General features: G+C 56.9%; 22 protein-coding genes. 14 read left to right on the top strand and 8 right to left on the bottom strand.

Annotated elements, in window-relative coordinates:
• The first annotated feature begins 9 nt into the window (after positions 1-9).
• Positions 10-351 carry a gamma-butyrobetaine hydroxylase-like domain-containing protein gene (locus ADN01_RS09310; protein WP_075071091.1) on the top strand — a complete coding sequence of 114 codons (342 nt, stop codon included), beginning with the start codon at positions 10-12 and terminating at the stop codon, positions 349-351.
• Between the two features lie 81 nt (positions 352-432).
• Here the strand turns inward: ADN01_RS09310 and glnA are convergent, their stop codons facing one another.
• From glnA to ADN01_RS09290, 4 genes are all read right to left on the bottom strand, one after another.
• The gene (gene glnA / locus ADN01_RS09305) at positions 433-1,851 is read right to left on the bottom strand and encodes a type I glutamate--ammonia ligase (RefSeq protein ID WP_062418332.1); all 1,419 of its coding nucleotides are present in this window, start codon (positions 1,849-1,851) and stop codon (positions 433-435) included.
• Between the two features lie 37 nt (positions 1,852-1,888).
• Entirely contained in the window at positions 1,889-3,106 is a 1,218-nt protein-coding gene (locus ADN01_RS09300; protein ID WP_062418333.1) for a DUF362 domain-containing protein, read from the bottom strand.
• 87 nt (positions 3,107-3,193) lie between these two features.
• The gene (purB, locus tag ADN01_RS09295; RefSeq protein WP_062418334.1) at positions 3,194-4,600 is read right to left on the bottom strand and encodes an adenylosuccinate lyase; all 1,407 of its coding nucleotides are present in this window, start codon (positions 4,598-4,600) and stop codon (positions 3,194-3,196) included.
• Positions 4,601-4,787: 187 nt separating this feature from the next.
• Positions 4,788-5,426, bottom strand: a complete 639-nt coding sequence (locus ADN01_RS09290) for a corrinoid protein (RefSeq protein WP_062418335.1) — start codon at positions 5,424-5,426, stop codon at positions 4,788-4,790.
• A gap of 327 nt (positions 5,427-5,753) precedes the next feature.
• Here ADN01_RS09290 and ADN01_RS09285 point away from each other — a divergent pair, with 327 nt between their 5' ends.
• The 7 genes from ADN01_RS09285 to trxA all read left to right on the top strand — a co-directional run bounded on the left by ADN01_RS09285 (position 5,754) and on the right by trxA (position 12,120).
• Positions 5,754-7,658, top strand: coding sequence for a beta-alanine-activating enzyme beta-propeller domain-containing protein (locus ADN01_RS09285; protein WP_236691002.1), 1,905 nt, complete (start codon positions 5,754-5,756; stop codon positions 7,656-7,658).
• A gap of 100 nt (positions 7,659-7,758) precedes the next feature.
• Positions 7,759-8,583: a PP2C family protein-serine/threonine phosphatase gene (locus ADN01_RS09280; RefSeq protein ID WP_147239046.1), complete on the top strand. Its 825-nt coding sequence runs from the start codon at positions 7,759-7,761 to the stop codon at positions 8,581-8,583.
• Positions 8,584-8,599: 16 nt separating this feature from the next.
• The gene (locus tag ADN01_RS09275) at positions 8,600-10,069 is read left to right on the top strand and encodes a vWA domain-containing protein (protein ID WP_062418338.1); all 1,470 of its coding nucleotides are present in this window, start codon (positions 8,600-8,602) and stop codon (positions 10,067-10,069) included.
• Positions 10,066-10,602: an FHA domain-containing protein gene (locus tag ADN01_RS09270; protein ID WP_062418339.1), complete on the top strand. Its 537-nt coding sequence runs from the start codon at positions 10,066-10,068 to the stop codon at positions 10,600-10,602. The genes ADN01_RS09275 and ADN01_RS09270 overlap by 4 nt, the downstream gene beginning before the upstream one ends.
• A gap of 11 nt (positions 10,603-10,613) precedes the next feature.
• A complete protein-coding gene (locus ADN01_RS09265; RefSeq protein WP_062418340.1) occupies positions 10,614-10,853 on the top strand; it encodes a hypothetical protein in 240 nt (79 codons plus the stop codon).
• A gap of 10 nt (positions 10,854-10,863) precedes the next feature.
• Positions 10,864-11,601, top strand: coding sequence for a response regulator transcription factor (locus ADN01_RS09260; protein ID WP_062418341.1), 738 nt, complete (start codon positions 10,864-10,866; stop codon positions 11,599-11,601).
• Positions 11,602-11,772: 171 nt separating this feature from the next.
• Positions 11,773-12,120 (top strand): thioredoxin, encoded by a 348-nt coding sequence (trxA, locus tag ADN01_RS09255; RefSeq protein ID WP_062418347.1) that lies wholly within the window; start codon positions 11,773-11,775, stop codon positions 12,118-12,120.
• An 83-nt stretch (positions 12,121-12,203) separates the two neighbouring features.
• On the opposite strand, the gene murA is transcribed toward trxA, so the two are convergent.
• Positions 12,204-13,481 carry a UDP-N-acetylglucosamine 1-carboxyvinyltransferase gene (gene murA, locus ADN01_RS09250; RefSeq protein WP_062418342.1) on the bottom strand — a complete coding sequence of 426 codons (1,278 nt, stop codon included), beginning with the start codon at positions 13,479-13,481 and terminating at the stop codon, positions 12,204-12,206.
• Between the two features lie 127 nt (positions 13,482-13,608).
• Between murA and ADN01_RS09245 the strand changes: the two genes are divergently transcribed.
• The gene (locus ADN01_RS09245; protein ID WP_062418343.1) at positions 13,609-14,430 is read left to right on the top strand and encodes an alpha/beta fold hydrolase; all 822 of its coding nucleotides are present in this window, start codon (positions 13,609-13,611) and stop codon (positions 14,428-14,430) included.
• On the opposite strand, the gene ADN01_RS09240 is transcribed toward ADN01_RS09245, so the two are convergent.
• Complete coding sequence (locus ADN01_RS09240) at positions 14,410-16,467, bottom strand: thioredoxin domain-containing protein (protein ID WP_062418344.1); 2,058 nt, start codon at positions 16,465-16,467, stop codon at positions 14,410-14,412. The genes ADN01_RS09245 and ADN01_RS09240 overlap by 21 nt on opposite strands.
• A 211-nt stretch (positions 16,468-16,678) precedes the next feature.
• Between ADN01_RS09240 and ADN01_RS09235 the strand changes: the two genes are divergently transcribed.
• The gene (locus ADN01_RS09235) at positions 16,679-17,806 is read left to right on the top strand and encodes a hypothetical protein (RefSeq protein WP_062418345.1); all 1,128 of its coding nucleotides are present in this window, start codon (positions 16,679-16,681) and stop codon (positions 17,804-17,806) included.
• 23 nt (positions 17,807-17,829) lie between these two features.
• Here ADN01_RS09235 and ADN01_RS09230 read toward each other — a convergent pair whose 3' ends face one another.
• Positions 17,830-19,149, bottom strand: a complete 1,320-nt coding sequence (locus ADN01_RS09230; RefSeq protein WP_062418346.1) for a hypothetical protein — start codon at positions 19,147-19,149, stop codon at positions 17,830-17,832.
• Between the two features lie 101 nt (positions 19,150-19,250).
• On the opposite strand from ADN01_RS09230, the gene ADN01_RS09225 reads away from it, so the two are divergent.
• Positions 19,251-20,888 (top strand): ArnT family glycosyltransferase, encoded by a 1,638-nt coding sequence (locus ADN01_RS09225; RefSeq protein ID WP_152974014.1) that lies wholly within the window; start codon positions 19,251-19,253, stop codon positions 20,886-20,888.
• A 9-nt stretch (positions 20,889-20,897) separates the two neighbouring features.
• On the opposite strand, the gene ADN01_RS09220 is transcribed toward ADN01_RS09225, so the two are convergent.
• Positions 20,898-21,686 (bottom strand): nitrilase-related carbon-nitrogen hydrolase, encoded by a 789-nt coding sequence (locus ADN01_RS09220; protein ID WP_062418348.1) that lies wholly within the window; start codon positions 21,684-21,686, stop codon positions 20,898-20,900.
• Positions 21,687-21,731: 45 nt separating this feature from the next.
• Here ADN01_RS09220 and ADN01_RS09215 point away from each other — a divergent pair, with 45 nt between their 5' ends.
• The 3 genes from ADN01_RS09215 to ADN01_RS09205 form a co-directional block, all read left to right on the top strand.
• Entirely contained in the window at positions 21,732-22,991 is a 1,260-nt protein-coding gene (locus ADN01_RS09215) for a glycosyltransferase family 87 protein (protein ID WP_113918860.1), read from the top strand.
• Between the two features lie 3 nt (positions 22,992-22,994).
• On the top strand, positions 22,995-24,473 hold the full coding sequence (locus ADN01_RS09210; protein WP_082142784.1) for a glycosyltransferase family 39 protein: 1,479 nt from the start codon (positions 22,995-22,997) through the stop codon (positions 24,471-24,473).
• Positions 24,474-24,489: 16 nt separating this feature from the next.
• The coding region (locus ADN01_RS09205; protein ID WP_201778665.1) for a hypothetical protein at positions 24,490-24,977 on the top strand (488 nt) is incomplete at its 3' end.

Raw genomic sequence — 24,977 nt, 5'->3', positions numbered from 1 at the left:
GGAGGAAAAATGAACGATGTAAGGCCGGTACAGATTCGGGCTAATAAAAGCGAGCGGATTTTGGGAATTGAATGGAGCGACGGCCACAGCAGCCGCTACCCATTTGAACTGCTGCGGGCGGGCTGCCCCTGCGCTTCTTGCCGGGGAGGGCATGAGAATATGCGTGCAGAGCCGGATGAGGAAGTATTTTCAGTGAAGTTGGGCGATGTGCCGGAGACGCGCTTGCGCAAGATTGAGGCGGTGGGGGCCTACGCGGTCAGCGTGGAATGGGAAGACGGCCATCATTACGGGATCTATAACTGGCACTATCTGCGGGCTTTGTGTCCGTGTGAGGCTTGCCGGCAGAAGTAAGCGCAATCGGTTAGCTCCTGAGATTGAACCGCCCCAGCGAAGTTGTGTTCGTTGGGGCGGTTGTTGTTCGTTCAGGTTGGTTTATAGGTCGTAATACATTTCGATTTCGTAAGGGTGCGGACGGGTGCGCACGGCGATATCCTCTTTTTCTTTGGCTTTGATCCAATCGTTGATGAGGATTTCATCAAAGACGCCGCCTTCCAGCAGGAACTGGTGATCCTCGCGCAGGGCCTGGAGGGCTTCCAGCAGTGAGGTGGGCAGGCTTTTGATCGTGGCGCGTTTTTCCGACGACCAGGAGAAGATATCTTCGTTGATGGGGCCAAAACCGGCGGCGGTGGGGTCAATTTTCCGACGGATGCCATCCAGACCAGCCATGAGCTGTGCAGCCATGGCCAGATAGGGGTTGCAGGTGGCATCGGGCGGGCGGAATTCGAAGCGAACTTTATCGGGCTGGGTGGCGTATTTGGGAATGCGAATGGCGGCGGAGCGGTTGCCGGTGGAGAAGAAGGCGTTGACGGGGGCTTCAAAACCGGGAACCAGGCGGCGGTAGGAGTTGGTGCTGGGGTTGGTGAAGGCTAACACCGCGGGGGCATGGGTGAGCAGGCCGCCGATGTAATATAGAGCAGTTTCGCTGAGCAGCATGGGGCTGGAGGCATCATAGAAGGCATTTACGCCACCTTTGAACATTTGCTGGTGGAAGTGCATGCCGGAGCCCGCTTCGCCGTACAGGGGCTTGGGGAGGAAGGTGACGCTTTGCCCGGCGTTGTGGGCGACCATTTTGGTGATGTATTTAATGCACATGGAGGCATCGGCGGCGGTCAGCATGCCCATGAGGGGTGTTTCGATTTCGCTTTGGCCCGGGCCGCCAACTTCATGATGGTGATACTTGACCGGAATACCGATCTGTTCCAGGCGGGTGACCATCTGCGTGCGCAGGTTGAAGAGCTGGTCTCTGGGCGGGATGGCGTGATACCCGCCGTGGATGGGGATGTAATGCCCGTGGCCGCCGCTGCACGTGTTCCAATTGGCTTCGATGGAATCAACGCGGTAACTGGCGGTGTGGACACTGTTTTCGATACAGACGTTGTTGAATACGTAGAACTCAAATTCCGGCCCCCAGAGGGTATGGTCGCCGATGCCGTTGGCCTGCATGTAGGCTTCGGAGCGGCGCAGGATTTCGCGAGGGTCGCGGGCAAAGAGCTTTTTGGTGTCGGCTTCAAAGGTGTTGCAGATGAAGCTGAGGGTGGGAGCCTCCCAAAACGGATCCACAAAGCCCGTGGATAAATCGGGGACGAGTACCATATCCCCAGATTTCACGCTCTTTAAACCGACGCTTGAACCATCAAAACCGACACCCGCTTCCATCAATTCCGGCTCAAATTCACTGGCAGAGATGGTGACATGATGCCAGCGGCCCCACAGGTCGCTGAACTTCAGGTCTACCATTTGGATATGGTTTTTTTGGACAAAAGCCGCGGCTTCCGCAAAATCTTTGAACATGCTAGCTCCTATTTACGTGAGAGTAGGTGGGGTTCGACTATTTTTTTGATCGGCGCGATAACCACCAAAGACCAGTGCCAGCCAAAGCAGCCAGGGCGGTGAGCCCAACGGCGGCCTGGATGATGGTTTTGGGTTCAGCACCGGGCAAAACAACCTGACCGTCCCCGTAGGACTTGAACTTTTGTCCCCAGGGGGTGTTGAGGGCCGCTTCAACGCGCTTGCGGCCGACGAAGGGATACCAATAAACGTTGTGGTAGAAATTGCTGGCAAAAAAGCTCCAGGGGACCAGAGGGGATTGGAGCAGGATTTTCTCCAGCGGTTTGAGGGGGCCGTGATAGATGGCCTTTTGGCCGCGGGAGGCAAAGGTGTCTTCCTGAACAAAGTTCCAGGGCTCTTCCTGTTCGATATCGTAGCCCACGATCTTGATCTGGCGCGGATCGCCGACCCCCAATTCTTTCTGATGGGCGAGGCGGATGAAATCGAGAGAGAGCGGGTCAAACCCTTGCAGGCGGGCGGAAACGGCGTCAATGGCGACCTGATCGGCGGAGGCCAGAAGAATGTTCTTTTCGTGCCAACGCATGGCGCGCGGCCCGGGGCCGTCACCGGCAAAGGTGCCGTCCATCAGGGCAAAAATGCCGGGGTGAATTTCTTGCTGAATCTGGAGCAGATCCACCAGGGTCTGGTGGATGACGGAATGGGTCCAATGGCGGTTGCGGTGGAGCAGGCCGCCAAAAGCGTTCTTCATGGCCCCGGTGATGGTGGTGAAGACATGGGTTTTGACGGTGGGGAGGTGGACGATGTTTTTGCCCATGAGCACCTGGGGGATGTAAACCCCTTCGGGATAGACCTGATCCAAAACCATGAAGGGGGTTTTGGGCTGATAGCGCACCCACTCAAATTGCTCCTGGTAGAGATATTCGCAAGGGACGTTGTAGGCGTCCGTGACCCATTTGTGCTTGTTATTGGTTTCTCCCACAGAGGTGTCCACCACGACGGTGTCATTGTGGATGCCGACCAGGTTGTCATAGCCGAGGGCGCGCAGGGTTTGGATGGCGCCTTCGAGCTGCCAGGGTGTGGTGGAGCAGGCCGGGTACCAGGTTTGCCAGGAGATGTTGATCTTCAGCCCGGTAGTGATGCCTTTGGGCAAGGCCTGTTCCACCCCGGCCAGTTTCATCAGGCGGTGAATATCTTCCAGAACGGTCTCTGGGGAGGTTTTCAGGACGGCTACGACACCTTTGCCGGCAAAGTCACTCATGGTGAACTCCTTTCAAGCGTCATATCTTCCATTCTACAACAGCGGGTTTGGCCATGGGTAGTTACAAAAATCGCAGGTTTGACGGGGTTATTCCTGACTTTGGGGGGATGGGGGAAACAGGGCGTGAATTTCCGCGGCCAGCTGTTGGGCGCGTTGGCTGGCGATGCCGGTATAGTGATCCACATTGATGAGCTCCTGAATGCGTTCAGCAGGCAGCCAGGCAGTGACGGCTGGATCGGCAGACAGCGAGGTGATGAGCGGATTGGGCTGACCGGTTTGCAGGGCCTGCCAGGCATTCATAGCGTGATGACGGATAACTTCGTGCATGGCCTGTCGGTCAGCCCCTGCCTGCACCAGGGCCATCAGCAGGCGTTCGGTTCCGGCGAAGGGGGCGTACGTGTTGAGATTGCGCTGAATCACGGGGAGATTGACGTTCAGCCCGCGAAGGATGCGCTGGAGGGTGATGAGCAGTTCATCTGCGATGAGAAACGCTTCTGGCAGGAGGGCGCGGCGGTTGGCACTGTCGTCCAGGGTGCGCTCCAGTAAGGAATGGGCGGCATTATCCCAGGCCAGGTGCGGCAGGTTGGCCAGGGCGCGAGCCAGAGAGTTGATTTTCTCAGATTGGATGGGGTTGCGCTTGAAGGGCATGGCCGACGAACCGACTTGATGCTGGCTGAACGGTTCGGAGATTTCGCCGATGGGCGGAGATTGCAGCAGGCGGACATCGAAGGCAATTTTGTAAATACTGCCGCCCAGGCCCGCCAGGGCGCACAGGAGGTCGTAATCCTGACGGCGGGGGTAGGTTTGGCTGGTGATGGGGTAAAAGGGCAGGTTGAGCAGGCGGCTGAGGTGATCTTCGAAGGCGGGATAGCGGTCCGCGCCGGTCCATTCCATGTAAGCTGCGGCTGTGCCGACCGCGCCTTTGAAGCCTTTGCCGCGAATCGATGCGCGCACCCGTTGGAGGGTATGCCAATCGGTCCATAAATCTTGCGCGTAAAAAGCGAGACGGTACCCGAGGGTGGTGGGTTCAGCGGGCTGAAGGTGGGTCCAGGCGATGAGGGGCAGATCGTGGTAGGCGGCAATTTTATCAGCGAGGGTCAGCAAGAGGGACTGGAGTTTTTGCAGGATCAGGTCGCAGGCGGCGCGCAGGCGGAGGGCTTCAGCGTTGTCTTCGATATCCATTGAGGTGGCGCCGACATGGAGGATGGGGCCGCCCAGGGGGCACTGCTCGGCGTAGGTTTTCAGCTCGGCCATGAGGTCGTGATGGATCTGGGTTTCGATCTCCAGGGCGCGGGAGATGTTGATTTCGTTGACATGGGCGCGCAGGTCGGCCAACTGATCGGGGGTGACCAAGCCAAAGCTTATTTGGGCTTCGGCCAGGGCGACCCAAATTTGACGCCAGAGGCGGCGTTTATGCGTTTCGCTCCACAGGGCGCGCATGTCTGGGGAGGCATACCGCCAGGAAAATGGCGATTGATAGGAATCAAAATTCATCGGGCACTCTCCTGTGCGCTGAATACGGCTCAACTGATTTGATTCTATCTTATCTTGCGGCGATTTTCAGCGCAAGGCGGTGGTGCAATTTGGAGGGATGGATTGGGTTCAGCGGTGAGATGCTGAATCAAATCCTCCAGGTACACAGACGTGCACCTGGAGGAAAATTTATCGATACTTTTGTATCTCAAGCGGCGATGAGTTTTTGAGCCAGTTTCACTGCGCGGCTGGCATCGGGGGCGTAGCCGTCAGCACCGATTTGTTGGGCGTAGGCTTCGGTGACGGGGGCGCCACCGATCATCACCTTCACCTGACCGCGCAGGCCGGCTTCTTCCAGAGCCTGGATGGTGACTTTCATGTTGGCCATGGTGGTGGTGAGCAGGGCTGACATGGCGACCAGGTCCACATCCCCCTGGCGGACGGCTTCGACGAATGCGTCCGGTGAAACATCGGCGCCCAAGTCCTGGATGGTGAAGCCGGCGCCTTCGAGCATCATACAAACCAGATTTTTGCCGATATCGTGCAGGTCGCCCTTGACTGTTCCGGCGACAACCTTACCCATGGGTTTGATGTCACCGGCCAGAAGGTGGGGTTTGAGCAGATTCAAACCTTCCTGCATGGCGCGGGCAGAAACCAGCATTTCGGGGACGAAATACTCGCCGTCTTCAAAGAGCTGGCCCACTTTCGCCATGGCGTCCACCAGGCCATGATTGAGGATGGTCTGGGGATCCAGATGCGCATCCAGGGCTTCCTGCACCTTTTGGGTGACAACGGCGCGGCTGCCGTCTACAATGCCATCAAAAATTGCTTGAATGAGATGATCCATGATTCTCGCTCCGCTGCGTATAGATAATGGCTCCTGTAACTGCCCAAGGTTTAAAGCGGGGTGGAGAAAGGGAGATGCATGGGCGCTGAACGGCTTATCAGGAGGGTCGGATGAACTTGCTGCTTTGATTGTATCAAGAATTTGACGAAAAAACGCCCAAAAACGGGCTGCACTTAACAGTTCTGGAAACCCGTGAAGCGTTTTAGTTGCAAATCTACAGTATGCTGTTTATAATTTAACCGATATCTAACTATACCCTGGTGTTTTGGACGCTTCAATTCTTTTGTTTGAATTCATTCATTGTCTGTAAAGTCCAAGGCGAGGGGATTGAAGCGTGTATTGGAGGACGCCCTGGAAACTCAACGGATGACGCACAATCTACCCAAGGGGCAGACGCCAGCCAAGCAGCTTCAACCTGGCACGATTCTGATTGATCGATATGCCATTCAAGAAGTAGTGGGGTTGGGCGGAATGGGGTCTGTGTACCGCGCGCGGGATTTGCATTTCCCCAACGTGGTGAAGCTGGTGGCTGTGAAAGAGATGATCAATCAGGCACCAGACCCATTGGTGCGGCAGACCATTGTGGCCAATTTTGAACGGGAAGCCAATATTCTGGTGACCCTGGCACACCCTTCGATTCCGAAAATTTTCGATTATTTTACGCATGATGAACGCTCCTATCTGGTAGAGGAGTTTGTTGGCGGAAAAGACCTGGATGCGGTCCTTAACGAGTCGCAAACTTACTTCCCGGAAGACCAGGTGATCGCCTGGGCCATTCAACTGTGCGATGTGATCAATTACTTGCACACCCACAAGCCAGAGCCGATCATTTTCCGCGACTTGAAGCCCTCGAATATCATGGTGAACACGCACGGGAATATCGTGCTGGTGGACTTTGGGATTGCCAAGATTTTTAAGGCCGGGCAAAAAGGGACGATGATCGGCACAGAGGGGTACTCTCCGCCGGAACAGTACCGGGGAGAGGCTTCGCCGCTGGCAGACTTGTATTCGCTGGGGGCGACGCTGCATCACTTGCTGACGCGGAAAGACCCGCGCCTGGAGCCGCCTTTTACCTTTGCCGAGCGGCCGATACGTAAATACAACCCGGCGGTGTCGCCTGAGATGGAATTGGTGGTGAACACCGCGCTGCAATATAACCCGGAGGAACGCTTCCCTTCGGCGGCGGCGATGAAAGAAGCCCTGCTTTTGGTTGCAAAGAAGACGGGGGCGCTGAGCAAGGTGGCGATGCAAAGCGAACCCGTGGTGAAAGACACCGCAGTGAAACCGCTGTGGTCGTTCCGGTGTGAAGATGAGGTGCGGGGGACGCCGGCGATTGAAGGCGGGGTGCTGTATGTGGGTTCGTATGATAACAACCTGTACGCGCTGAACTCGACCAGCGGCGACTTTATTTGGAAATTTCCCACGGAAGGCGGAATTGTCAGCCAACCGCTGCTGCACGAGGGCGTGGTGTACGTTGGTTCGGCAGACCGTCATTTTTACGCTGTTTCGGCCCGCACGGGGAAATCTTTGTGGGCGTATGAAACTCAGGGCCCCATTCGCAGTTCACCGCGCATGGCGGAAGGCCACTTGATCATTGGTTCGGACGACGGCTATCTGCACGCGGTGAATCCGCTGACCAACCGGCGGATTTGGTTGGTCGATGCTGGGGCATCTGTCCGTTCCACGCCGTGCGTGAGCGGGGACTATATCTATTTTGGATGTGAAAGCGGCGAAGTTTTTTGCATCGATTTTCGCGGACAAACACGCTGGCGCTTTCGTGCTAAGCGGGCAGTCACGGCATCGCCGCAGGTTGCGAATGGTGTGGTGTATTTCACTTCGTTGGATTCAACCGTGTACGCGCTGGACGCGAAAACGGGATGGGTGATCTGGCGCTACCGCATGGGCAAGGGCGGTATTTCCTCGCCTTGCGCGGTGGACCGCTTTATCATCGTGGGTTCAGCGGATGAAAACATTTACTGCCTGGACACGGGCAACGCCAAAGAGGTCTGGCGCTTTAAGACTGAGCACCAGGTGAGCGGTTCTCCGGTGATCCATAAAGATTCGGTGTACTGCGGTTCTGCGGACGGCAAGGTGTACTGCCTGGAATATCGCACGGGGCGGCTGCGTTGGAAATTTGAGACTGGCGGACCGATTACCGGGGGCGTCGCCGTGAGTAATGATGTGTTATATTTTGGCTCCTCGGATCACATGGTGTATGCAATCATGCCTTGATCTTTGAGAGATCGGTAGGCTGGAGGAATTTGTGCTGAAATTTATCAAGCAACTCTTTGAAAAGCCCAAAAGCACCACAGTAAACGTTGAGACAGCGCCTTTGTCTGCCGATCAATTGGATGCGGTTGCGAAAGTTAAGAAAGAGGTCCGCCCGGCGCAGCTGTTGGTGGGAAGCTGTCAATCGGTGGGGATGCAGCGCAATCACAACGAGGATACGCTGATCACCCTTTCGGCGGTGGTGGCGGACGATATGACCGACCTGCCGTTTGGCGTTTTTATTGTGGCGGATGGAATGGGCGGTCACCAATATGGGGAAGTGGCCAGCGGCACGGCTGCGCGGGCGATGGCGGAGTATTTGATCTCCAAGCTGTACAGCTCGCTGGCAGGGGTGAAGCCGGAGGCGCAAGGGGAAAGCCTGCAAGAGATCATGGAAGCGGGTGTCAACGAGGCCAACCAGGCGGTGATCCGCAAAGCACCAGGTGGCGGCACGACTTTGACCACGGCGCTGGTGATTGGTGAGCAGGTGACGATTGCGCACGTGGGCGACAGCCGGGCGTACTTCCTTTTTACGGATGGGCGGGTTCAGGCGCTGACGCAGGATCACTCGTTGGTGCGGCGTCTGGTGCAGCTGAAGCAGATCACAGAAGAAGAGGCGCTGGTTCACCCACAGCGCAACGTGTTATACCGGGCCATCGGCCAGAACGAACCCTTCCGCCCGGACATCAACAGCTATTTGCTTCCTCACCCCGGGTATTTAATGATCTGCTCGGACGGGTTGTGGGGTGTGGTGAACGAAAATGAGATCTCTCGGATTGTGTTGAATGCGCCCTCATTGACTAGCGCCTGCCAATCTCTCATTGACGCGGCAAACGACGCGGGCGGCCCGGATAACATCACCGCTGTTCTGGTGCAGTATCTGCTGTAAGTGAAACGGAAGGCCTGTGGAACAAAACCATTATGAGGTCTTGGGTGTCTCAAGAGACGCTATTCCGGAAGAAATTCGGAAGGCCTATTTTGAGTATGCGCGCAAGCTTCACCCGGACGCGAACCCAGACCCTGGGGCTGCGGAGCAGTTTATACGCATTCAGACGGCGTATGATGTGCTTTCGAACCCGGACCGGCGGCATGAATATGATAGGCTGCTGCCCCCAGAGGCGGTGGAAACCTCCGTGGCGGTGTCTGTGCAGTACAGTTCGTCTTTTCTACCGCGCTTGAGTGAACCGCAGGTCATTTACGTGTTTATGGATCTATCCTGCCGGGCGGAGCCGGATAAGGCGAAGGCCGCTCCGCTGAATATTTGCCTGGTGCTGGACCGCTCTACCTCGATGAAGGGTGAGCGCATGGACATGGTGAAAACCAGCGTGCAGCAATTGATCAAAAAAATGGATCCGAAAGATATCCTGAGTGTGGTCAGCTTCAGCGACCGGGCCGAGGTGGTGATTCCGCCAACGCGTATCGCAGAAATTGGCAAGGTGGCAGACCGGATCAGCCTGATTGAAACGATGGGCGGGACCGAGATTTACCAGGGTCTTTCGCTGGGGATGAGCATGCTGCATTTGCGGGGCGCCGCGGCTTTCACGCGCCATTTGGTACTGGTAACTGACGGCCACACTTACGGCGATGAAGAATCCTGCCTAGCGATTGCGCGGCAGGCAGCCAATGAGGGAATCGTCTTATCTGCTTTTGGGATTGGACATGAATGGAACGACACCTTCATGGATCACCTGGCGGGGTTAAGCGGCGGGACTTCGTTCTTTATTTCCGGTGCGCAGGACATTCACAAACACCTGGAAGAGAAGTTTTCGACGTATGAGCAGGTATTCGCGAACAGCGTGACGCTGGAATTGGATTCGGGGCCGCAGGCCAAGCTGCGCTACGTATTTCGGCTGCGTCCGGAGGTTGGTCCGATCCCAGTGACGGATAAGATTTCGTTGGGCAATCTGCATTACGGCCAAAACCATGTAGTTCTATTCGAGTTTGTTACCCAACCTGTGCCGGAAGATATGGAACGGGTGAACATCAGCCTGGGTAGGCTGCGGATGGAAAGCGTGAGCGACGGCCGTTCCATACGTGTGCCGGTGCGTTTTCGGAGGCAGATTTCCGCGACCGCGGATCCTGAGCTGCCGCCGCCTGCCATTGTGGATGCGATGTCGCGCATGACCTTGTACCGGCTGCAGGAACGGGCGCGGCAAGAGGTGGAGGCAGGGGACGTGGGTGAGGCCACCAAACATTTACAGTACCTGGCGACCCATTTGCTCTCGCAGGGCGATCGCGATTTGGCGCATGTGGTATTAAAAGAGGCAGAGCATATTCAACAAAGTCATTCTTTTAGTTCTGAGGGACAGAAACGGATTAAGTACGGAACCCGCGCTTTGCTGTTACCCTCTGGACTGGAGCAAAAAATGTCATGATTATTTGTCCAAACTGCCGTCACGAAGAAATTGCCGGATCGTTGTTTTGCAGCGAATGCGGCGCGCAGCTCATTACTACTGGCCACCTGACGACGCATAACATTCGCCGGAAGGTTTCGGAGCCAATCTCCGGGACTAAAGGCCCTGGGCCTGTGGCGGCCCCATCTGCCGCGGCTGCGGAAGGTGAGACTCTCATTTCGCTGAATATGCTCGACAGTGGAGAAATTTTATCTTTGTCTGGGCGGATGGAGTACACATTGGGGCGGGTATCGGAAGGACAGCCGATTTTGCCTGACGTGGATTTGACCGCTTTTGAGGCGTACGCGCAGGGCGTTTCGCGGCTGCACGCCTCGATTAAGATCATCAATGAATCGGTTGTTATTATGGACCTGGGCTCCTCGAATGGAACGCGGATCAATGGACAAAAGATCGTCCCGCATATTGAGTATCCGATTAATCATGGGGATGTGATTGCCTTAGGACGGTTGAAAATTCAGGCATTGATGCGCCGAAAGAATACCGCGAACCTGTAAAGGAAGATGGTATGCCAACTTTAATTATCCATATTCAAAATGAAGATCCTGTGATTGGGGATGTGGACGCCTTGCCAAACGCGGCGGACAATGTGTTAATCGTAAAAAACCCTCGAAAACGTGACGGTAAAGACCTTCCCTATTTGGATAACAGCGTAAATGTGGTGGTTTGGCCGTTTTGGCGGATCAACTTTATTGAAGTGCTGCCGATGGCCGAGGAAGAAGAAATCATCACCTTTGTACGGGAGTAAATGAACCCTTATGCCAGATGAGTCCTTTGTCAACCGCATTATTTTGGTGGTAGATGACGAAGAGCGCATGGCGCGCTTCATTCGCTTAAATTTGGAACACGACGGCTTTCAAGTGGTGGAAGCTTACCGGGGGATGACCGCGATACAGGCTCTGCGCGATGCGATGCCAGATTTGGTTCTGCTGGATGTGATGATGCCGGACCTGGATGGGTTTGAGGTTCTAAAGTTGATCCGCGAAGTCAGTTCGGTTCCTGTGATTATGCTGACCGCAAAGGGTGAAGAAGATGACCGCGTACATGGGCTTGAATTGGGCGCGGATGATTACATCACCAAACCTTTCAGTCCGCGCGAGCTGGTCAGCCGGGTACGGGCGGTGTTGCGGCGCACGGAAACGGCCGGTAACGTCCCGCGCGACCTGATAGAGGTGGATGAGCGCTTGAAAATTGATTTTGGGCGCAGAGAAGTGTGGGTGGAAGGGGAGTTGGTAAAATTGCGCCCCACGGAATACCGCTTGCTGTATCATCTGGTACAGAACGCGGGCTGGGTGATGACCTACGATCAATTGTTATCTAAGGTATGGGGGTATGAATACCGCGATGAACCGCATTATGTGCGGCTGTATGTGAATTACTTGCGGCAGAAGCTGGAGAAAGACCCTTCGAACCCACAGTACATCTTGACCGAGCGAGGGGTGGGATACCGGTTTGTGGATTTTCGGCGTAAGAGCGGCGAGGGAACGGACGACTGAGGATTCCAATAAAAAACCTATACATCGCTTGTAGAAATCCAATACAGGCAGTGTATATTAGTCAAAGCGGATAAGCTGTCGTAAAAATTTGTGAAATTTGGTAAAATTTATCAAATGAGTACGGGGTGCCCCGCGGGGCGGCCCGAATACACCAAGGAGAACAAGAAGATGATGAGTGAACCCATCCATGTGACTGATGCGGCTTTTGAGAAGACAGTTTTGCAGGCTGAACTGCCGGTGGTGGTGGATTTTTGGGCGCCGTGGTGCGGACCCTGTCGGATGGTTGCCCCGATTCTGGATAAGCTGGCCAAGGAATATGCGGGCAAGCTGGTGGTGGCCAAAGTGAACACGGACGAGAACCCTGATTGGGCCGGTCGTTTCGGTGTGCAGGGCATTCCGACTATGCTTTTCTTTGCTAAGGGCAAGCTGGTTCACCAGCAAGTAGGGGCGCTGCCGGAACCTGTTCTGCGCGATCTGTTCTCTCAATTCATGGATGTGGTGGCGTCTGCTTCTGAATAAGAAGGCTAACTTGAGGATAGAAAAGATCTGCCCCGGAATGGAGCAGATCTTTTTTTGTTGGGTGGGGATGATTTCCAGCGGCGTCATTCGCGCTGGATGTGGGCGCCCAAATCTTTGAGCTTTTGATCCACGCGCTCGTAGCCGCGGTCAATTTGGCCGACGTTGCGGATGACCGATTTGCCCTGAGCCGAGAGGGCCGCCAGGAGCAGGGACATGCCGGCGCGGATGTCGGGGCTTTCCATTTTTTCGCCGTATAGGCGCGTGGCGCCTTGCACAATACAGCGGTGGGGGTCGCAGAGGACGATTTGCGCGCCCATGCCGACCAGCTTGTCGGTGAAGTACATGCGGCTGGGATACATCCAATCGTGGAAGAGGGTGGTGCCCTGCGACTGCGTGGCCACCACAATGGCGATGCTCATCAAGTCAGTGGGGAAAGCTGGCCAGGGCATGACGCTGATTTCAGGAATTGCGCCGCCCAGGTCTTTTTCGACCACCAGGCGTTGTTCGGCCGGGACGATGATATCCTCGCCTTCGACGATCCAATCGACACCCAGGCGGCCAAACACCAGGCGAACCATGTCCAGATATTTGGAGCCAGCGTTGTGAATGCGGATGGAGCCGTGCGTCACGACGGCGGCGCCAATGAAACTGACCACTTCGAGATAATCGGGGCCGATGGTGAATTCGCCGCCGTGCAGACGAGGGACGCCCTCAATGTGCAGGGTGTTGGAGCCAATGTTGTTAATTTTGGCGCCGAGGGTGTTGAGGAAATGGCAAAGTTCCTGGATATGCGGTTCCGAGGCGGCGTTGCGAATGATGGAGTCGCCGCGCGCCAGCGAGCAGGCCATAATGGCGTTTTCGGTGGCTGTGACCGAGGCTTCATCCAGAAGGATATCGGCGCCGGTCAGGCCGTTGGGGGCGTGGAAACGGAAGGTGCGCTCATAGGAGACATCCGCGCCCAACTTTTGCAGCGCGATCAGGTGGGTATCCACCCGCCGCCGTCCAATGACATCGCCGCCCGGAGGGGGGAGGTGTAAATCGCCGGAGCGGGCGGTCATGGGCCCGGCCAGCAAAATGGAAGCGCGGATTTTTCGGCAAAGGTCGGGATCCAAATCCGCGGGCCGCACCTCTTTAGCTTGAATTTTCCAGGTATTTGGCTCCAGGGGGATCATGTCGACGCCGAGGCTGACGAGCAGAGCGCGCATGGCCTTGACATCGAGGATGTCAGGAACATTCTTGAGGATGACAGGCTCATCGGTTAACAGACAGGCCGCCAAGAGGGGCAGAGCTGCGTTCTTGTTGCCGGCGGGGGTTATTTCGCCGTGAAGGGGCACGCCACCTTCGATGTTAAATTGTTCCATAGCTTCCTCCTGCTTGAATTATAAGGCATGACGGGCGGGAAGGTGAATGGATAGGATGTTCTATCGATTGCTGAATCCTGAGCTGATATATAATGATGGTATCTCAAAGGTATAGAAGGCGGGGCAGATGAGCGACCAAGGGTGGGCGGTGGATGCGGAGCGAATGTACGAGGGGACGTTGGGGGAAATGTTTTTTTTGGATCCCAACCCGACGGGCAGTCCTTGTGTGCTGCTGCTGCACGGGTTGGGCGCCGACGGGGCTTCGTGGGAGTACCAGCTGAGGGCGCTGGTCGAGGCGGGGATGCGGCCTGTGGCACCGGATCTGCCGGGGTTTGGCCGTTCGATTTACCGCGGCAAAGGGTGGAGGTTGGCGGAGGTACGCGGTGAGATGTTTCGTTTTTTGGAAAGCCTGACGGCGCGGCCTGCTAAGGTGGTAGGGCTTTCGATGGGCGGCGCGCTGGCGGTGAGCATGGGGATTGAGGCCGCGGGACGCGTGGATCAACTGGTGCTGATGAACACCTTTGCTTGCTTGCGCCCCAAGACGTTTTCGGAGCGGCTGTATTTGGTGCGGCGCTTCCTGGTGGCGAACTTGCGCGGGGTCAAATATCAGGCGGAATTGGTGGCCTGGCGCTTATTCCCTCAACCGGATCAGGCCGGGCTGCGGCAGCTTTTGGTGGAGAAAATTTTGCAGGCGGATCGGAATGTTTACCGGGCGGCCATGCGGCAGCTGGCGGTGTTTGATGTGCGCCGTAGGCTGAGTGAGATCCAGGTACCCACACTGGTCATCACAGCGGAGGGGGATACGACCGTTCCACGGGAAATTCAGGATGTGCTGGCACAAAACATTCCCGGCGCGAAACAGGTGGTGGTACCGGACAGCGGGCACGCGGTGATTGTGGACCAATGGGAGCGGGTGAACCAGATTCTGCTAGATTTTCTTCATCCCTAATACCTCTGACCGCAGCGCGGCGAAATCGGTGGTCGGCAGGCGGCAAGTGTAGTTTTGGCAGAGGTAGGCGGTGGGTAAGCCGTTGACCAGGGAGCGTTCCGCCAGCAAGGGGGGATGGCGGCTTTCTGGGGGAAACGGAGCTGCGGCGACGTAGAGGTAAGGGTGGTAGGTTTGAAGGATGGACTGCACGTCTGGTGAAGGAGCCTCGCCTCCATTGGGCGGGTAGAGCACAGCGAGCTGGGTGAGGGGGTGTTGGGCGATTTGAAGGGCCTGGAGCCAGGCGGAGAACGAGGTGGGATGGGCGGCGGCTGAGGCCTGCATGGAGGCGAGCATAGCCTGGGCTGTGTCGAGACCGGGGGTGCGGGGGTCAAAGGCAGAAAGGGCCAGCAGGGCCTGGGCAGCCAATGCGCTGCCGGATGGGACGGCATTGTCGGTCATCGTTTTGGGACGAATAAGAAGGTCGTTCTGCCCGGTGGGTGAATCGTAGAAACCACCCAGCGGATCGGCAAAACGCGCAAGCATCTGTTCTGCCAGGCGCTGGGCTTGCTGATACCAGTCCGGGTTAAAATCGGCCTGATACAGGGCCAGGAAGGCCAAAATTGAAGCCGCATAGTCTTCGAGGAAGGCAGAAATGGGGACAGTCACCTGACGGTGAGAGCGCATGAGCTGACCATTGACGATGAGATGCGATTGAATGAACCTGGCGTTGTTCTGAGCGGTGCGGAGAAAATCGGGGCGGTTCAGATAGCGGCCAGCTTCGGCAAAGGCTTGCAGGGCCAGCGCGTTCCAAAAGGCCAGGATTTTGTCATCCGTCTGAGGGCGAACCCGCCGCAGACGGTAGGCGTTGAGCTTTTGATGGGCGGCTGCCAGGCGCTGGCGCATCTGCGGCAGTGGGATTCCCAGAGTATCCGCCAGGTCTTCATCCTGAGCCAATTTTTGGAAGATGGTGCGGCCTTCAAAATTTCCGCGTTCGGTGACGTGATAAACAGCCAGGATCAAACGGGCTTCCTGGGGGTCGAGGAGAGCCTCTTCAATATCTGGCACAGTCCACAGGTAGTATTTGCCCTCCTCACCCTCGGAGTCGGCGTCTAAACTGGAATAGAAGCCTCCAGCGGGGTGGGTCATCTCAGCCTGAATAAATTCCAGGGTAGCCACGGCAGTCTCGCGAAAGCTTTCATCCTGGGTGAGCAGGTAAGCGTGCAGGTAGGCGCGTGCCAGCAGGGCGTTGTCGTAGAGCATTTTTTCAAAATGCGGCACACGCCAGAAATTATCGGTGCTGTAACGGTGAAAGCCGCCAGCGACCACATCAAAAATCCCGCCGCGGTTCATGGCTTTGAGGGCGTGCAGGGCGGTATCACGGGCGGCGGCGTCGCCGAGGAAGGCGCGCTGGAGCAAAAACTGGATGGTCATGGCGGCAGGGAATTTGGGGGCACGGCCCCAGCCGCCGTACTGTTGGTCGTAAGAGGATAATAGGAGCTGGACAGCGTGTTCCAGGGCATCTGCGGTTAAGGGCGCGGCGGGCTGTAAGCCGGGCGGGTTGCTTTCCTGCAGGTGCTGGGTGAGGTTGGAGGACACACGTTCAATTTCGGGGCGGCGTTCCTTCCAATACTGGGCCAGGCTGAGCAGCAGATCGCGAAAGGAGGGCATGCCAAAACGAGGGGTGGGCGGGAAATACGTGCCGCCGTAGAAGGGGCGGCCGTCGGGCGTGAGGAAAACGGACATGGGCCAGCCGCCCTGGCCGGTCATGGCGATAACGGCCGACATATAGACGGCGTCCAGGTCAGGGCGTTCCTCGCGATCTACTTTAATCGATACAAAGTGTTCGCGCAAAATCTCGGCGACGGCGGGATCTTCGAAGGATTCATGGGCCATGACGTGGCACCAGTGACAGGCGGCGTAGCCAATAGAAAGGAAAATGGGTTTATCCTCGCTGCGGGCTTTTTGCAGGGCGGTTTCTCCCCAGGGGTACCAGTCCACCGGGTTATTGGCGTGCTGCAGAAGATAGGGTGAAGATTCACTGCTCAGATGGTTGGCCATAAAGCACTTTCCTGTCAGCTAAGAAGAGTAATTAACTCCAATTATAGCGATCTGCGAAGAAATTACCAGGGACAGCGCAAGGTTCGAGAGACGCGGGATTGAGTTGCATCTTTCTGTAATGGGTGTATACTGAGTTTTATTTTCTGGTTCCTGCCCCATGGGGCCGCCAAACGGGTTCTCGAACCCTATCCCTTTTCCAATGGAGTTAACAATGATTCGCGTTTTTCAAATTGATCCAGATCAGAAAGCTGAGCGTGAAAGATTTATCCAATTCCATTATGATCTGTACAAGAATTGCCCTCAATGGGTACCGCCCTTCCGCAACGACATCCGTATGATGCTCAACCGCAAAAAACACCCGTTTTACGACCATTCGGACGCGGCGTTTTTCATTGTGGAGCGGGATGGGAAAATGGTGGGACGGGTTTCAGCGATGGAAAATAAGCCGTTCAACCAATACCACAACACCAAGAAGATCCAGTTCTATTTGTTCGACGCTTTGAACGACCTGGAGGCGGTGAAAGCCCTGTTTGAAGAGGTGTACAAATGGGGCCGCCAACGGGGGATGGATCAGGTGGTGGGGCCGAAAGGCTTCAGTGGGTTTGACGGATACGGCGTTCAGGTGGAGGGGTTTGAACACCGCCAGATGATGACGATGATGAATTACAACTACCCGTATTATGCCGAACTGCTGGAGGGGGCGGGGTTTGAGAAAGAGGTAGATTTTGTGTCGTGCTACATCCCGCAAAGCGGATTTCGACTGCCGGAAAAAGCCCAGGAAATTGCGCGGCGGGTTAAAGAACGCGGTACGTTTGAGGTGAAAGACTTTAAGAACAAGCGCGAACTGCTGCAATGGGGAGAGCGCATTGGTCGGGCCTACAACCAGGCGTTTGTCAACAACTGGGAATATTATCCCATTTCCGATCGCGAAGTGAAATTTGTGGTTGAGAACGTGCTGACGATCGCGGATCCCAAGCTGATCAAGGTGATCCTGTACAAAGGCGACATCGTCGGGTTCCTGTTTGCGTTCCCGGACATCTCCGCTGCGCTGCAGCGGCAGGGCGGGCGCATTACCCCGTGGGGCTTGATTGATTTCCTACTGGAGATGAAGCGCACCAAATGGGTGTCTTTGAACGGCGTGGGCGTTCTGCCGCAGTACCACGGGCGGGGCGGGAATGCTATTCTCTACGATGAAATTCAAAAGACGATCACTGATTACGGCTTTTTGCACGCTGAACAGACGCAGATGGCCGATACGGCTGAGCAGGTGCGCAAAGACATGATCACGCTGGGCGCGAAAATCTACAAAGTGCACCGCATCTTCCATCGGGCCTTTTAAGGGCTGATGGTAACCTTGTATGTTTACCGGACGGCGGGCTGCCGTCCGGTTTTTATTTTGCGAAGTCCCGCTGCGAGCAAGATCAGAATTTCATCCAGGCCCCAGGCGGCCGTGAACAGGACGGCGGGCAGCACCGGCAGCGAATAGCGCTGGTAGGGCAGACTGACGGCGACCAGCAGACCGCCAGCCAGACCGGCAAAGGTGAAGATCAGCCAGAAGAGCGGAGAGGCCAAGGGGCGGCCGGCCTTCCAGATATGGCGGAGGATCAGCAGTAAGCCGAAAAGGGAGAGGGTGAGGAAGAGGATCCCAGCGGGGAAGCCGCGGAAGAGAAGGTGGAGGGGGTTGGAGAAATACAGGTCAGAAGCGGCCTGGGTGCTGCGGACATAGGTGGCCACATCCGCGACAGCGGGGACGGAAAAATACAACTGAGCCAGCATCATGGCGATGCGGTCGCTGTAGGAATGGATGGCGAGGTCTGGGCTGACGTTCTGAATTTGTGCTCTTTGGATGGTGACGAGATCTGTGCGAAAGCGCCAGGAGGCATTGGCTGCCTGCCAGGGGCTGCCCCAGAAGACGGGGTTTAAGGCCATGAATACCAACGCAACAATGCCTAAAAAGGCGGCCAGGGAGAGCAGACGGTGGCGCCAGGGAAATTGGGGATCCAGGAGGAGGAGAACAGCACCTGCCACGATCAGAGGGGCGGTGGACTGCTTGGCACAGAGGGCGAAGGCTGCCGCGGCGGCCAGCAGGAAGGGGCGCAGGCTGGGACGCACGGTGATAGCGAAGAAGAAAACGAAGAGGCCGAAGAGCAGGGCGCTTTCGGCCATGGCGCGGCGGGTGTGGAGGAGGACGAGGGCGTTGGAGGCCAGTAAAACTGCGCATAGCCAAGCAAAACGAGAGCCGCGAAGCCTGTACGCAGTATGGTAGAAGAGCAGCAGGCCGATGGGGAAGAGCCAGGCCACAGAGAGGCGGGCGCGATTCAGCAAGACGGGGTCGGGTAAAGCTCCCATTTGGACGTTGAAATCCCAAGAACGGCCCCAATTCCAATCGTTGCGGGTGGCGGGCATATTCGACAAAGAGCGGCCAAAACCAATCATCAGGCGGGTGATGGGGGCGTCAATAAGACGGTAGCGAGTGCGTGCGTCGATGGACGATTTGCCTGACCAGACCAAATCACGGACATTTTCGACGGTCTGGGTGTAATCTTCACTCATCCAAATCTGGGTGCTTTCATCAGGGTGATAGGGAACCTGGGGGAGGCCCGAAAAGTAAAAAATCGAGAAGAGGATCAGACCCAGATAAAACAAGCCGTGACGGCGGAGATGGAGGAGGATTGGGTTCATGGGTATCCTAGGTAGTGCGGTTGAGGCGATCGCGGGTACAATAAAGTCACAAGTGATTTTACCCCCAATGTTGATAGCGGGATGAGGCATATTTCAAACCAATGAGACGCAAAAGATGGATTCTAGGCGGAATGCTAACGGCGGCGGCGGGCTGGAAGGCCTGGCTGTTGGCGCGCGGGTCTTTTCCGTTTAACGCGGATGAAGCCATTGTGGCCCTGATGGGGCGGCACATTCTTGCAGGCGCGCGCCCAACCTTTTTCTATGGGCAGGCGTATATGGGCAGCCTGGACGCCTACCTGGTGGCGGCGGGGTTTGCCCTGTTTGGTCCAGCGGTGTGGGTGGTGCGGCTGGTGCAGACACTGCTATTTCTGGGAATTTTACTGAGCACCTATGCCATCGGAGCGCGGATTTTGCGATCGGAGCGGCTGGGACTGCTGGCGGTGGGACTGCTGGTGTTCCCGGTGGTCAACCTGACGCTCTACACCACCGTGAGCCTGGGGGGATACGGCGAGGCGCTGCTGATTGGCAATTTGCTGATCTGGATGGGATTGATTTTGGTGGAACGTTTAAAAGAGGAGCCTGCGAAGTTGGAGGCGCGGGACGCAGCTTTGGGCGCGGTCTGGGGGCTGACGGCGGGGTTAGGGGTGTGGGCGAACGGACTGAGCCTGGTGTACGCGGCGCCGGTGGGGCTGGCCATTCTAGCCTACAGTGTGCGCGCGCGAATCGGATGGACACGGCGGGGGCTGCTGTGGGGGGCGTTGATTTCCGGGGGCGTGTTAGGGGCAGCGCCGTTTTGGGGCTATGGAATGACCAACGGCTGGCAAAGCCTTGTGGGCGAATTGCTGGGCAGCGCGGTGGCTGTGGAGGGAGGCAGCTGGCTGTTGCGCAGTTTTAACCACCTGGTGCGGTTGGTTTTGCTGGGCGGGACGGCCACGCTAGGGTTTCGCCCCCCCTGGGAGGTGCGCTGGCTGCTGCTGCCGTTGATGCCGGCCATTTTCATTTTTTGGGTATGCGTTTTGGGATATGGATTCAAACAGGTTAAAGGAAACCATCCGCAGTCCTGGGTGTGGCGGGTTTTAGCCGGGGTGGGTCTGACCCTGGCGGCGGGCTTTGTGTTCACTTCCTTTGGGATTGACCCTTCCGGCAGGTACTTTGCGCCGTATTCCATTTTATTGGCTTTGGCTGGGGGGGGACTGCTGGATTGGCTGTATCAGCGCAGACGCTGGTGGGCGCTGGCGGCCCTGGCGGTGGTGCTGGCGTACCAATGGGGAGGGACGTTGGACTGTGCGCTGCGCAAGCCGCCCGCCCTGACCACGCAGTTTGATTTGCAGACGGTAATCGAAGACGGCTACCAGGAGGAATTGATCACTTTTTTGGAAGAGCAGGGGGAAACCCGCGGGTACAGCACCTATTGGGTGGCCTATCCGCTGGCGTTCTTGAGCGAAGAACGGCTGATTTTTGTCCCACGGCTGCCGTATCACCACGACATGCGCTACACCACGCGGGATGACCGTTATGCGCCATACCGAGAACGGGTGGAGGCCAACGAGAAAATCGCGTACATCACGGCGTCCAATCCAAACCTGGATGTGTGGCTGCGGGAGGGGTTTGCAGGGCTGGGGGTGGAATGGAGCGAAGCAGAAATCGGCCCGTACCGGGTGTATTACGCCTTTTCGCGGGCGGTGCGGCCTGCGGAAGTGGGATTGGGGGAGACGCGCGGGGCGGTGGAAACGGAGTAACTTCCGAGATTACGAACCGAAAAGATCCGCGCGGCGATTGGTGAAAACCGGGATCTGTTGGCGGTGATCGGCGAGGAAGGCAAAATCTAACTCGGCGATCAGCAAGGTTTCACTGCTGCCGTCTGCTTCGGCCAAGACATCCCCATTAGGGGAGATGACTGCGGAGAAGCCCCCGAAGCGTTCGGTGCCGATTTGCTGAACCGTGTTGCAGGCTACCATGAAGGCCTGATTTTCGATGGCGCGGGCGCGGATGAGGGTTCTCCAATTTTCAACGCGGGCTTGAGGCCACTCTGCGGGGAGCAGGAAGAGGTTCGCGCCGGAGAGGGCGTAGCGTCGGAAAAGTTCGGGAAAACGCAGGTCATAACACACAGCGCAGCCCGCAGACGCCCAATTTAGATCGGCGAGTACGGGCGCCGCGCCGGGAGTAAGGTAAACGTCCTCCTGCATGAGGGGGAAGGGGTGCAATTTGTCGTAGGTGAACGTAACACTCAGGGGGTCCGGGGAAAGACAGTGCAGCGTGTTGAAGAATTTGCCGCTGCGCTGGGTGAGGATGGAGCCGGCGATCCAAAGCTGGTGCTGCTGGGCCAGGGCATGCAGGCGCGGCAGCAGCCGGGCGTTTTCCTCGACATAAGCGGCACGGTTGGGTAAGTCATACCCACTGCTCCACAGTTCGGGCAAGAGCAGCAGCTGGCAGCCGTTCTCTGCGGCCTGCTGGGCGGCTTCGGCTGCGCGGGCGAAGTTTTCTTCTGGACGGCCGAGGTGGATTTGAAACTGGAACAATGCCACAAGATGGTTCATAGCTGAATGATATAATAGATTTCAGCCAAACACAAGGAGAAGCCTTTGAAACCGAAACCAAAAAAGCTGTGGATGGTGCTGGGTATTGCTGGTTTTGTTTTGATCATCCTCACCGGTCTGACGGTGGTTAACTTGAATTTTTCGCGCCAGAACCCGGGGGGAAATGATTTTATGGTGCATTGGGTGGGGACGAGAGCCCTTTTATTGGACGGCATCAGCCCTTACAGCGATGAAACGGCGCTGCAGATTCAAGAGATGGCATATGGACGGCCTGCGCGCCCGGGAGAGCACGAACTGCGGGTGGCGTATCCGGTATATTCGGTGGCGGTCTTTTTCCCATTTGCCTTGGTCAACGATTTTAACCTGGCGCGGGCGTTATGGATGACTTTGCTGGAGGCGGCTTTGCTGCTGCTGACTTATTTCAGTATTCGCCTGGTAAATTGGAAACCGAGCCTGCTGTCATTGGCGGCTTTTTTTGTGTTTGGCGTGCTGTGGTATCACTCGGTGCGGCCGTTGATCAACGGGAACGCGGTCATCCTGGTGGCTTTGGGGCTGGTGGGGGGATTGGTGGCTTTGCGGGCGCGAATGGATGAGCTGGCGGGGATTCTGTTCGCTCTGACCACGATCAAGCCGCAGGTGGTAGTGCTGGTGGTGGCGTGGGTGCTGGTGTGGGGCATCACCCAGCGGCGTTGGCGGCTGGTGAGTTGGCTGGTGGGCACTGAGGTGATCTTGATCGCGGTGGGCTTCTTGCTGCTGCCCAATTGGCTGCTGGAGAACCTGCGCGAGGTGCTGCGTTACCCAGGGTATAACCCGCCGGGGACCTTGACCGCTGCCCTGGCAAGCTGGTTTCCCAGCGTGGGCCGGCGTATCGGCATGGTGGTTTCGGGCGTGCTGGCCCTGGTACTCCTGGTGGAATGGAACTACGGCCGCAGCAAACCTTACCACGCTTTTTTGTGGGTGTTCTTCTTAACGCTGACCGTCAGCCAATGGATTGGCATTCAAACCGACCCGGGCAACTTTATTGTTCTCTTACCAGCCCTTGCGCTGGTGTATGCGACCTGGGAAGCGCGCTGGCGGAATACGGGGAAAACTTTGACTGGTGTGAATTTGCTGATTTTGCTGGTGGGGATCTGGTGGTTATTCATCAGCACGGTGTCTTATGGGGATCAGCCGCAGCAGAGCGCGCTGCTTTTTCTGCCGCTGCCGGCTTACCTGCTGGTGACCTTGTATTGGATCCGCTGGTGGGCGGTTAGCCCTCCGGCGACCTTATACGAACCCATCGCTGCCGACGAAGATATTTTCTGAGCCATGAAGAGCGCACGGGTGATCTTGGGGTTGGAACTGGCGGCCGGTTTGGTTCTGAGGCTGCTGTTTGCCCAGACGCGCAGTATTCAATATGATGATGCTTTTACGATTCTGTTGGCTGAACAGCCTTTAGCGAATATTGTGGCGGGAACCGCGGCGGATACCATGCCGCCTCTGTTTTACTTCATGCTGCATTTTTGGGGGATGGTGAGCCGCGAGATGCTGTGGCTGCGGCTGCTGCCCACGCTGCTGAACCTGGGCAGCCTGGTGTTCCTGTACCTGCTGATGCGCGACCTGGTGGGACGGCGGGCAGCTTTATGGTCGGTGGGGCTGGCAGCGATGTCACCCCTGCAAATTTTTCATGCGCAGGATGTGCGCATGTACGCGCTGCTGGCTTTCTGCCAGATTGGATATTTGTGGTTTTTCATCCGCATCTGGCAGCATTGGCAGGCCCATCAACGCGTTTTAGGTTGGGCGGGCGCGGGGTTGGTGGGAATGGGGACGGCGGCTATGTACAGCCACAATCTGGCCATCTTCGGCCTGGCGGCGCCCAGCCTGTTTTTGCTGGTGCGGCGCGATTGGCGGCTGCTGCTGCGGCTGACAGCCCTACAGCTTGTGGTGGGGCTGCTGGCGACACCCTGGTTGTGGATGATCCCAGGGCAGGTGGAGAAAATTCAAAGGGCCTTTTGGACGCCGCGGCCGGGGCTGATTGAAATCCTGCAAACGCTGATCCTGTTCAACGCTTCGCTGCCGCTGCCGGGGTGGCAAATGGCAGCCGCTGCGGTCATCAGCCTGCAAATTGCTGCACTATTGGTTTTGGAACTGGCGCGCAGCAAAGGGGAAGGGGCGGAACGGGGATTTTTGATTGCAGCTTGCCTGACGCCACCGGTGGTGATGTTTCTGGTTTCTTATGTGATGCGGCCGATCTTTGTGACCCGTGGGTTTTTGATCTCTGGTTTACTTTATTGCGGATTGTGTGGATGGGTGATAGCAAGAGGATGGCCAAAGGGGGCATCGGCAATTCTGGTTGGGCTGACGGGGGCGGCGGTGATAATCTCGCTGCCGTATCAAATGACTTATGCATCTTTTCCGCGCTCACCATTCCGTGAGGCTACTGCCTGGCTGCGGGAACAGGCACCGGCGGGAGCGGTGATTGTGCACGACAATAAACTGAGCTTTTTCCCCAGCCGTGTGTACGACCCTACCCTGCCGCAGAAATTCCTGGCGGATGAGCCGGGATCGCATAATGACACGCTGGCGTATGCGACTCAGAACGCGATGAACCTGATGCCGGAGGCGGCTGTGGAAACAGCGGTGGGCGACGCGGACGATGTTTTTTATGTGACGTTTGCCTTGGTGGAAGCCGAATACCAGACCGCAGGGGCCGCACACCCCTCTTTGGCCTGGCTGGAGGAGCAGTATCAGGAAGTGCAACAAATTCGGTTTAACGATTTGATTATTCGCCGCTACCAAAAACCCTGAAGCAGGGCGGGTGGGAATGACACGAAGAGACTACTGCATCCTATATCTGATTGGCCTGATCCTGGCAGCAGCCTGGGCGAGCTTTCAAGCTGCCCCGGGGTATATGGATGCGGATTATTATTATCTGGGGGGGGTGCATCTGGCCGAAGGGAAGGGCTTCTGGGAGAATGTGCTGTGGAATTATCTGGATGATCCGGCGGGGCTGCCGCACCCTTCGCACGCATATTGGATGCCGTTGGCCTCGATCTTGGCGGCGGGGGGCATGTTGGTATCCGGGACAACCTCTTTTTGGGCGGCGAAGCTGCCCTTTTTGCTCCTGGCGGCCGGCGTGCCGGTGGTGAGCGCGGCGTTGGGGTACCGCCTGACGGGCCGGCGCGGGTTGGCCTGGTTGGCGGGCGCTTTGGGACTGGCCCCTGGTTTTTACGCCGCGTATATGACCTTGACGGAGACCTTTGCCCTGTATATGCTGCTGGGTGGGGGTGTTTTGCTGTTGGGGGGGACACG

Origin of the sequence: Levilinea saccharolytica (assembly GCF_001306035.1) — a bacterium.
Taxonomy (GTDB): Bacteria; Chloroflexota; Anaerolineae; order Anaerolineales; family Anaerolineaceae; genus Levilinea; species Levilinea saccharolytica.
Note: the sequence above shows the minus strand (reverse complement) of the source record. Positions and strands in the feature narration are given on the sequence as shown.

Coding starts and splice junctions, on each gene's coding strand:
- ADN01_RS09230 (WP_062418346.1), bottom strand. CDS start 19,149: ATGAACCCAATCCTCCTCCATCTCCGCCGTCACGGCTTGTTTTATCTG.
- ADN01_RS09240 (WP_062418344.1), bottom strand. CDS start 16,467: ATGGCCAACCATCTGAGCAGTGAATCTTCACCCTATCTTCTGCAGCAC.
- ADN01_RS09220 (WP_062418348.1), bottom strand. CDS start 21,686: ATGAACCATCTTGTGGCATTGTTCCAGTTTCAAATCCACCTCGGCCGT.
- glnA (WP_062418332.1), bottom strand. CDS start 1,851: ATGTTCAAAGATTTTGCGGAAGCCGCGGCTTTTGTCCAAAAAAACCAT.
- ADN01_RS09265 (WP_062418340.1), top strand. CDS start 10,614: ATGCCAACTTTAATTATCCATATTCAAAATGAAGATCCTGTGATTGGG.
- trxA (WP_062418347.1), top strand. CDS start 11,773: ATGAGTGAACCCATCCATGTGACTGATGCGGCTTTTGAGAAGACAGTT.
- ADN01_RS09210 (WP_082142784.1), top strand. CDS start 22,995: ATGAAGAGCGCACGGGTGATCTTGGGGTTGGAACTGGCGGCCGGTTTG.
- ADN01_RS09270 (WP_062418339.1), top strand. CDS start 10,066: ATGATTATTTGTCCAAACTGCCGTCACGAAGAAATTGCCGGATCGTTG.
- ADN01_RS09225 (WP_152974014.1), top strand. CDS start 19,251: ATGAGACGCAAAAGATGGATTCTAGGCGGAATGCTAACGGCGGCGGCG.
- ADN01_RS09235 (WP_062418345.1), top strand. CDS start 16,679: ATGATTCGCGTTTTTCAAATTGATCCAGATCAGAAAGCTGAGCGTGAA.
- ADN01_RS09245 (WP_062418343.1), top strand. CDS start 13,609: ATGAGCGACCAAGGGTGGGCGGTGGATGCGGAGCGAATGTACGAGGGG.
- ADN01_RS09290 (WP_062418335.1), bottom strand. CDS start 5,426: ATGGATCATCTCATTCAAGCAATTTTTGATGGCATTGTAGACGGCAGC.
- purB (WP_062418334.1), bottom strand. CDS start 4,600: ATGAATTTTGATTCCTATCAATCGCCATTTTCCTGGCGGTATGCCTCC.
- ADN01_RS09260 (WP_062418341.1), top strand. CDS start 10,864: ATGCCAGATGAGTCCTTTGTCAACCGCATTATTTTGGTGGTAGATGAC.
- ADN01_RS09300 (WP_062418333.1), bottom strand. CDS start 3,106: ATGAGTGACTTTGCCGGCAAAGGTGTCGTAGCCGTCCTGAAAACCTCC.
- ADN01_RS09310 (WP_075071091.1), top strand. CDS start 10: ATGAACGATGTAAGGCCGGTACAGATTCGGGCTAATAAAAGCGAGCGG.
- murA (WP_062418342.1), bottom strand. CDS start 13,481: ATGGAACAATTTAACATCGAAGGTGGCGTGCCCCTTCACGGCGAAATA.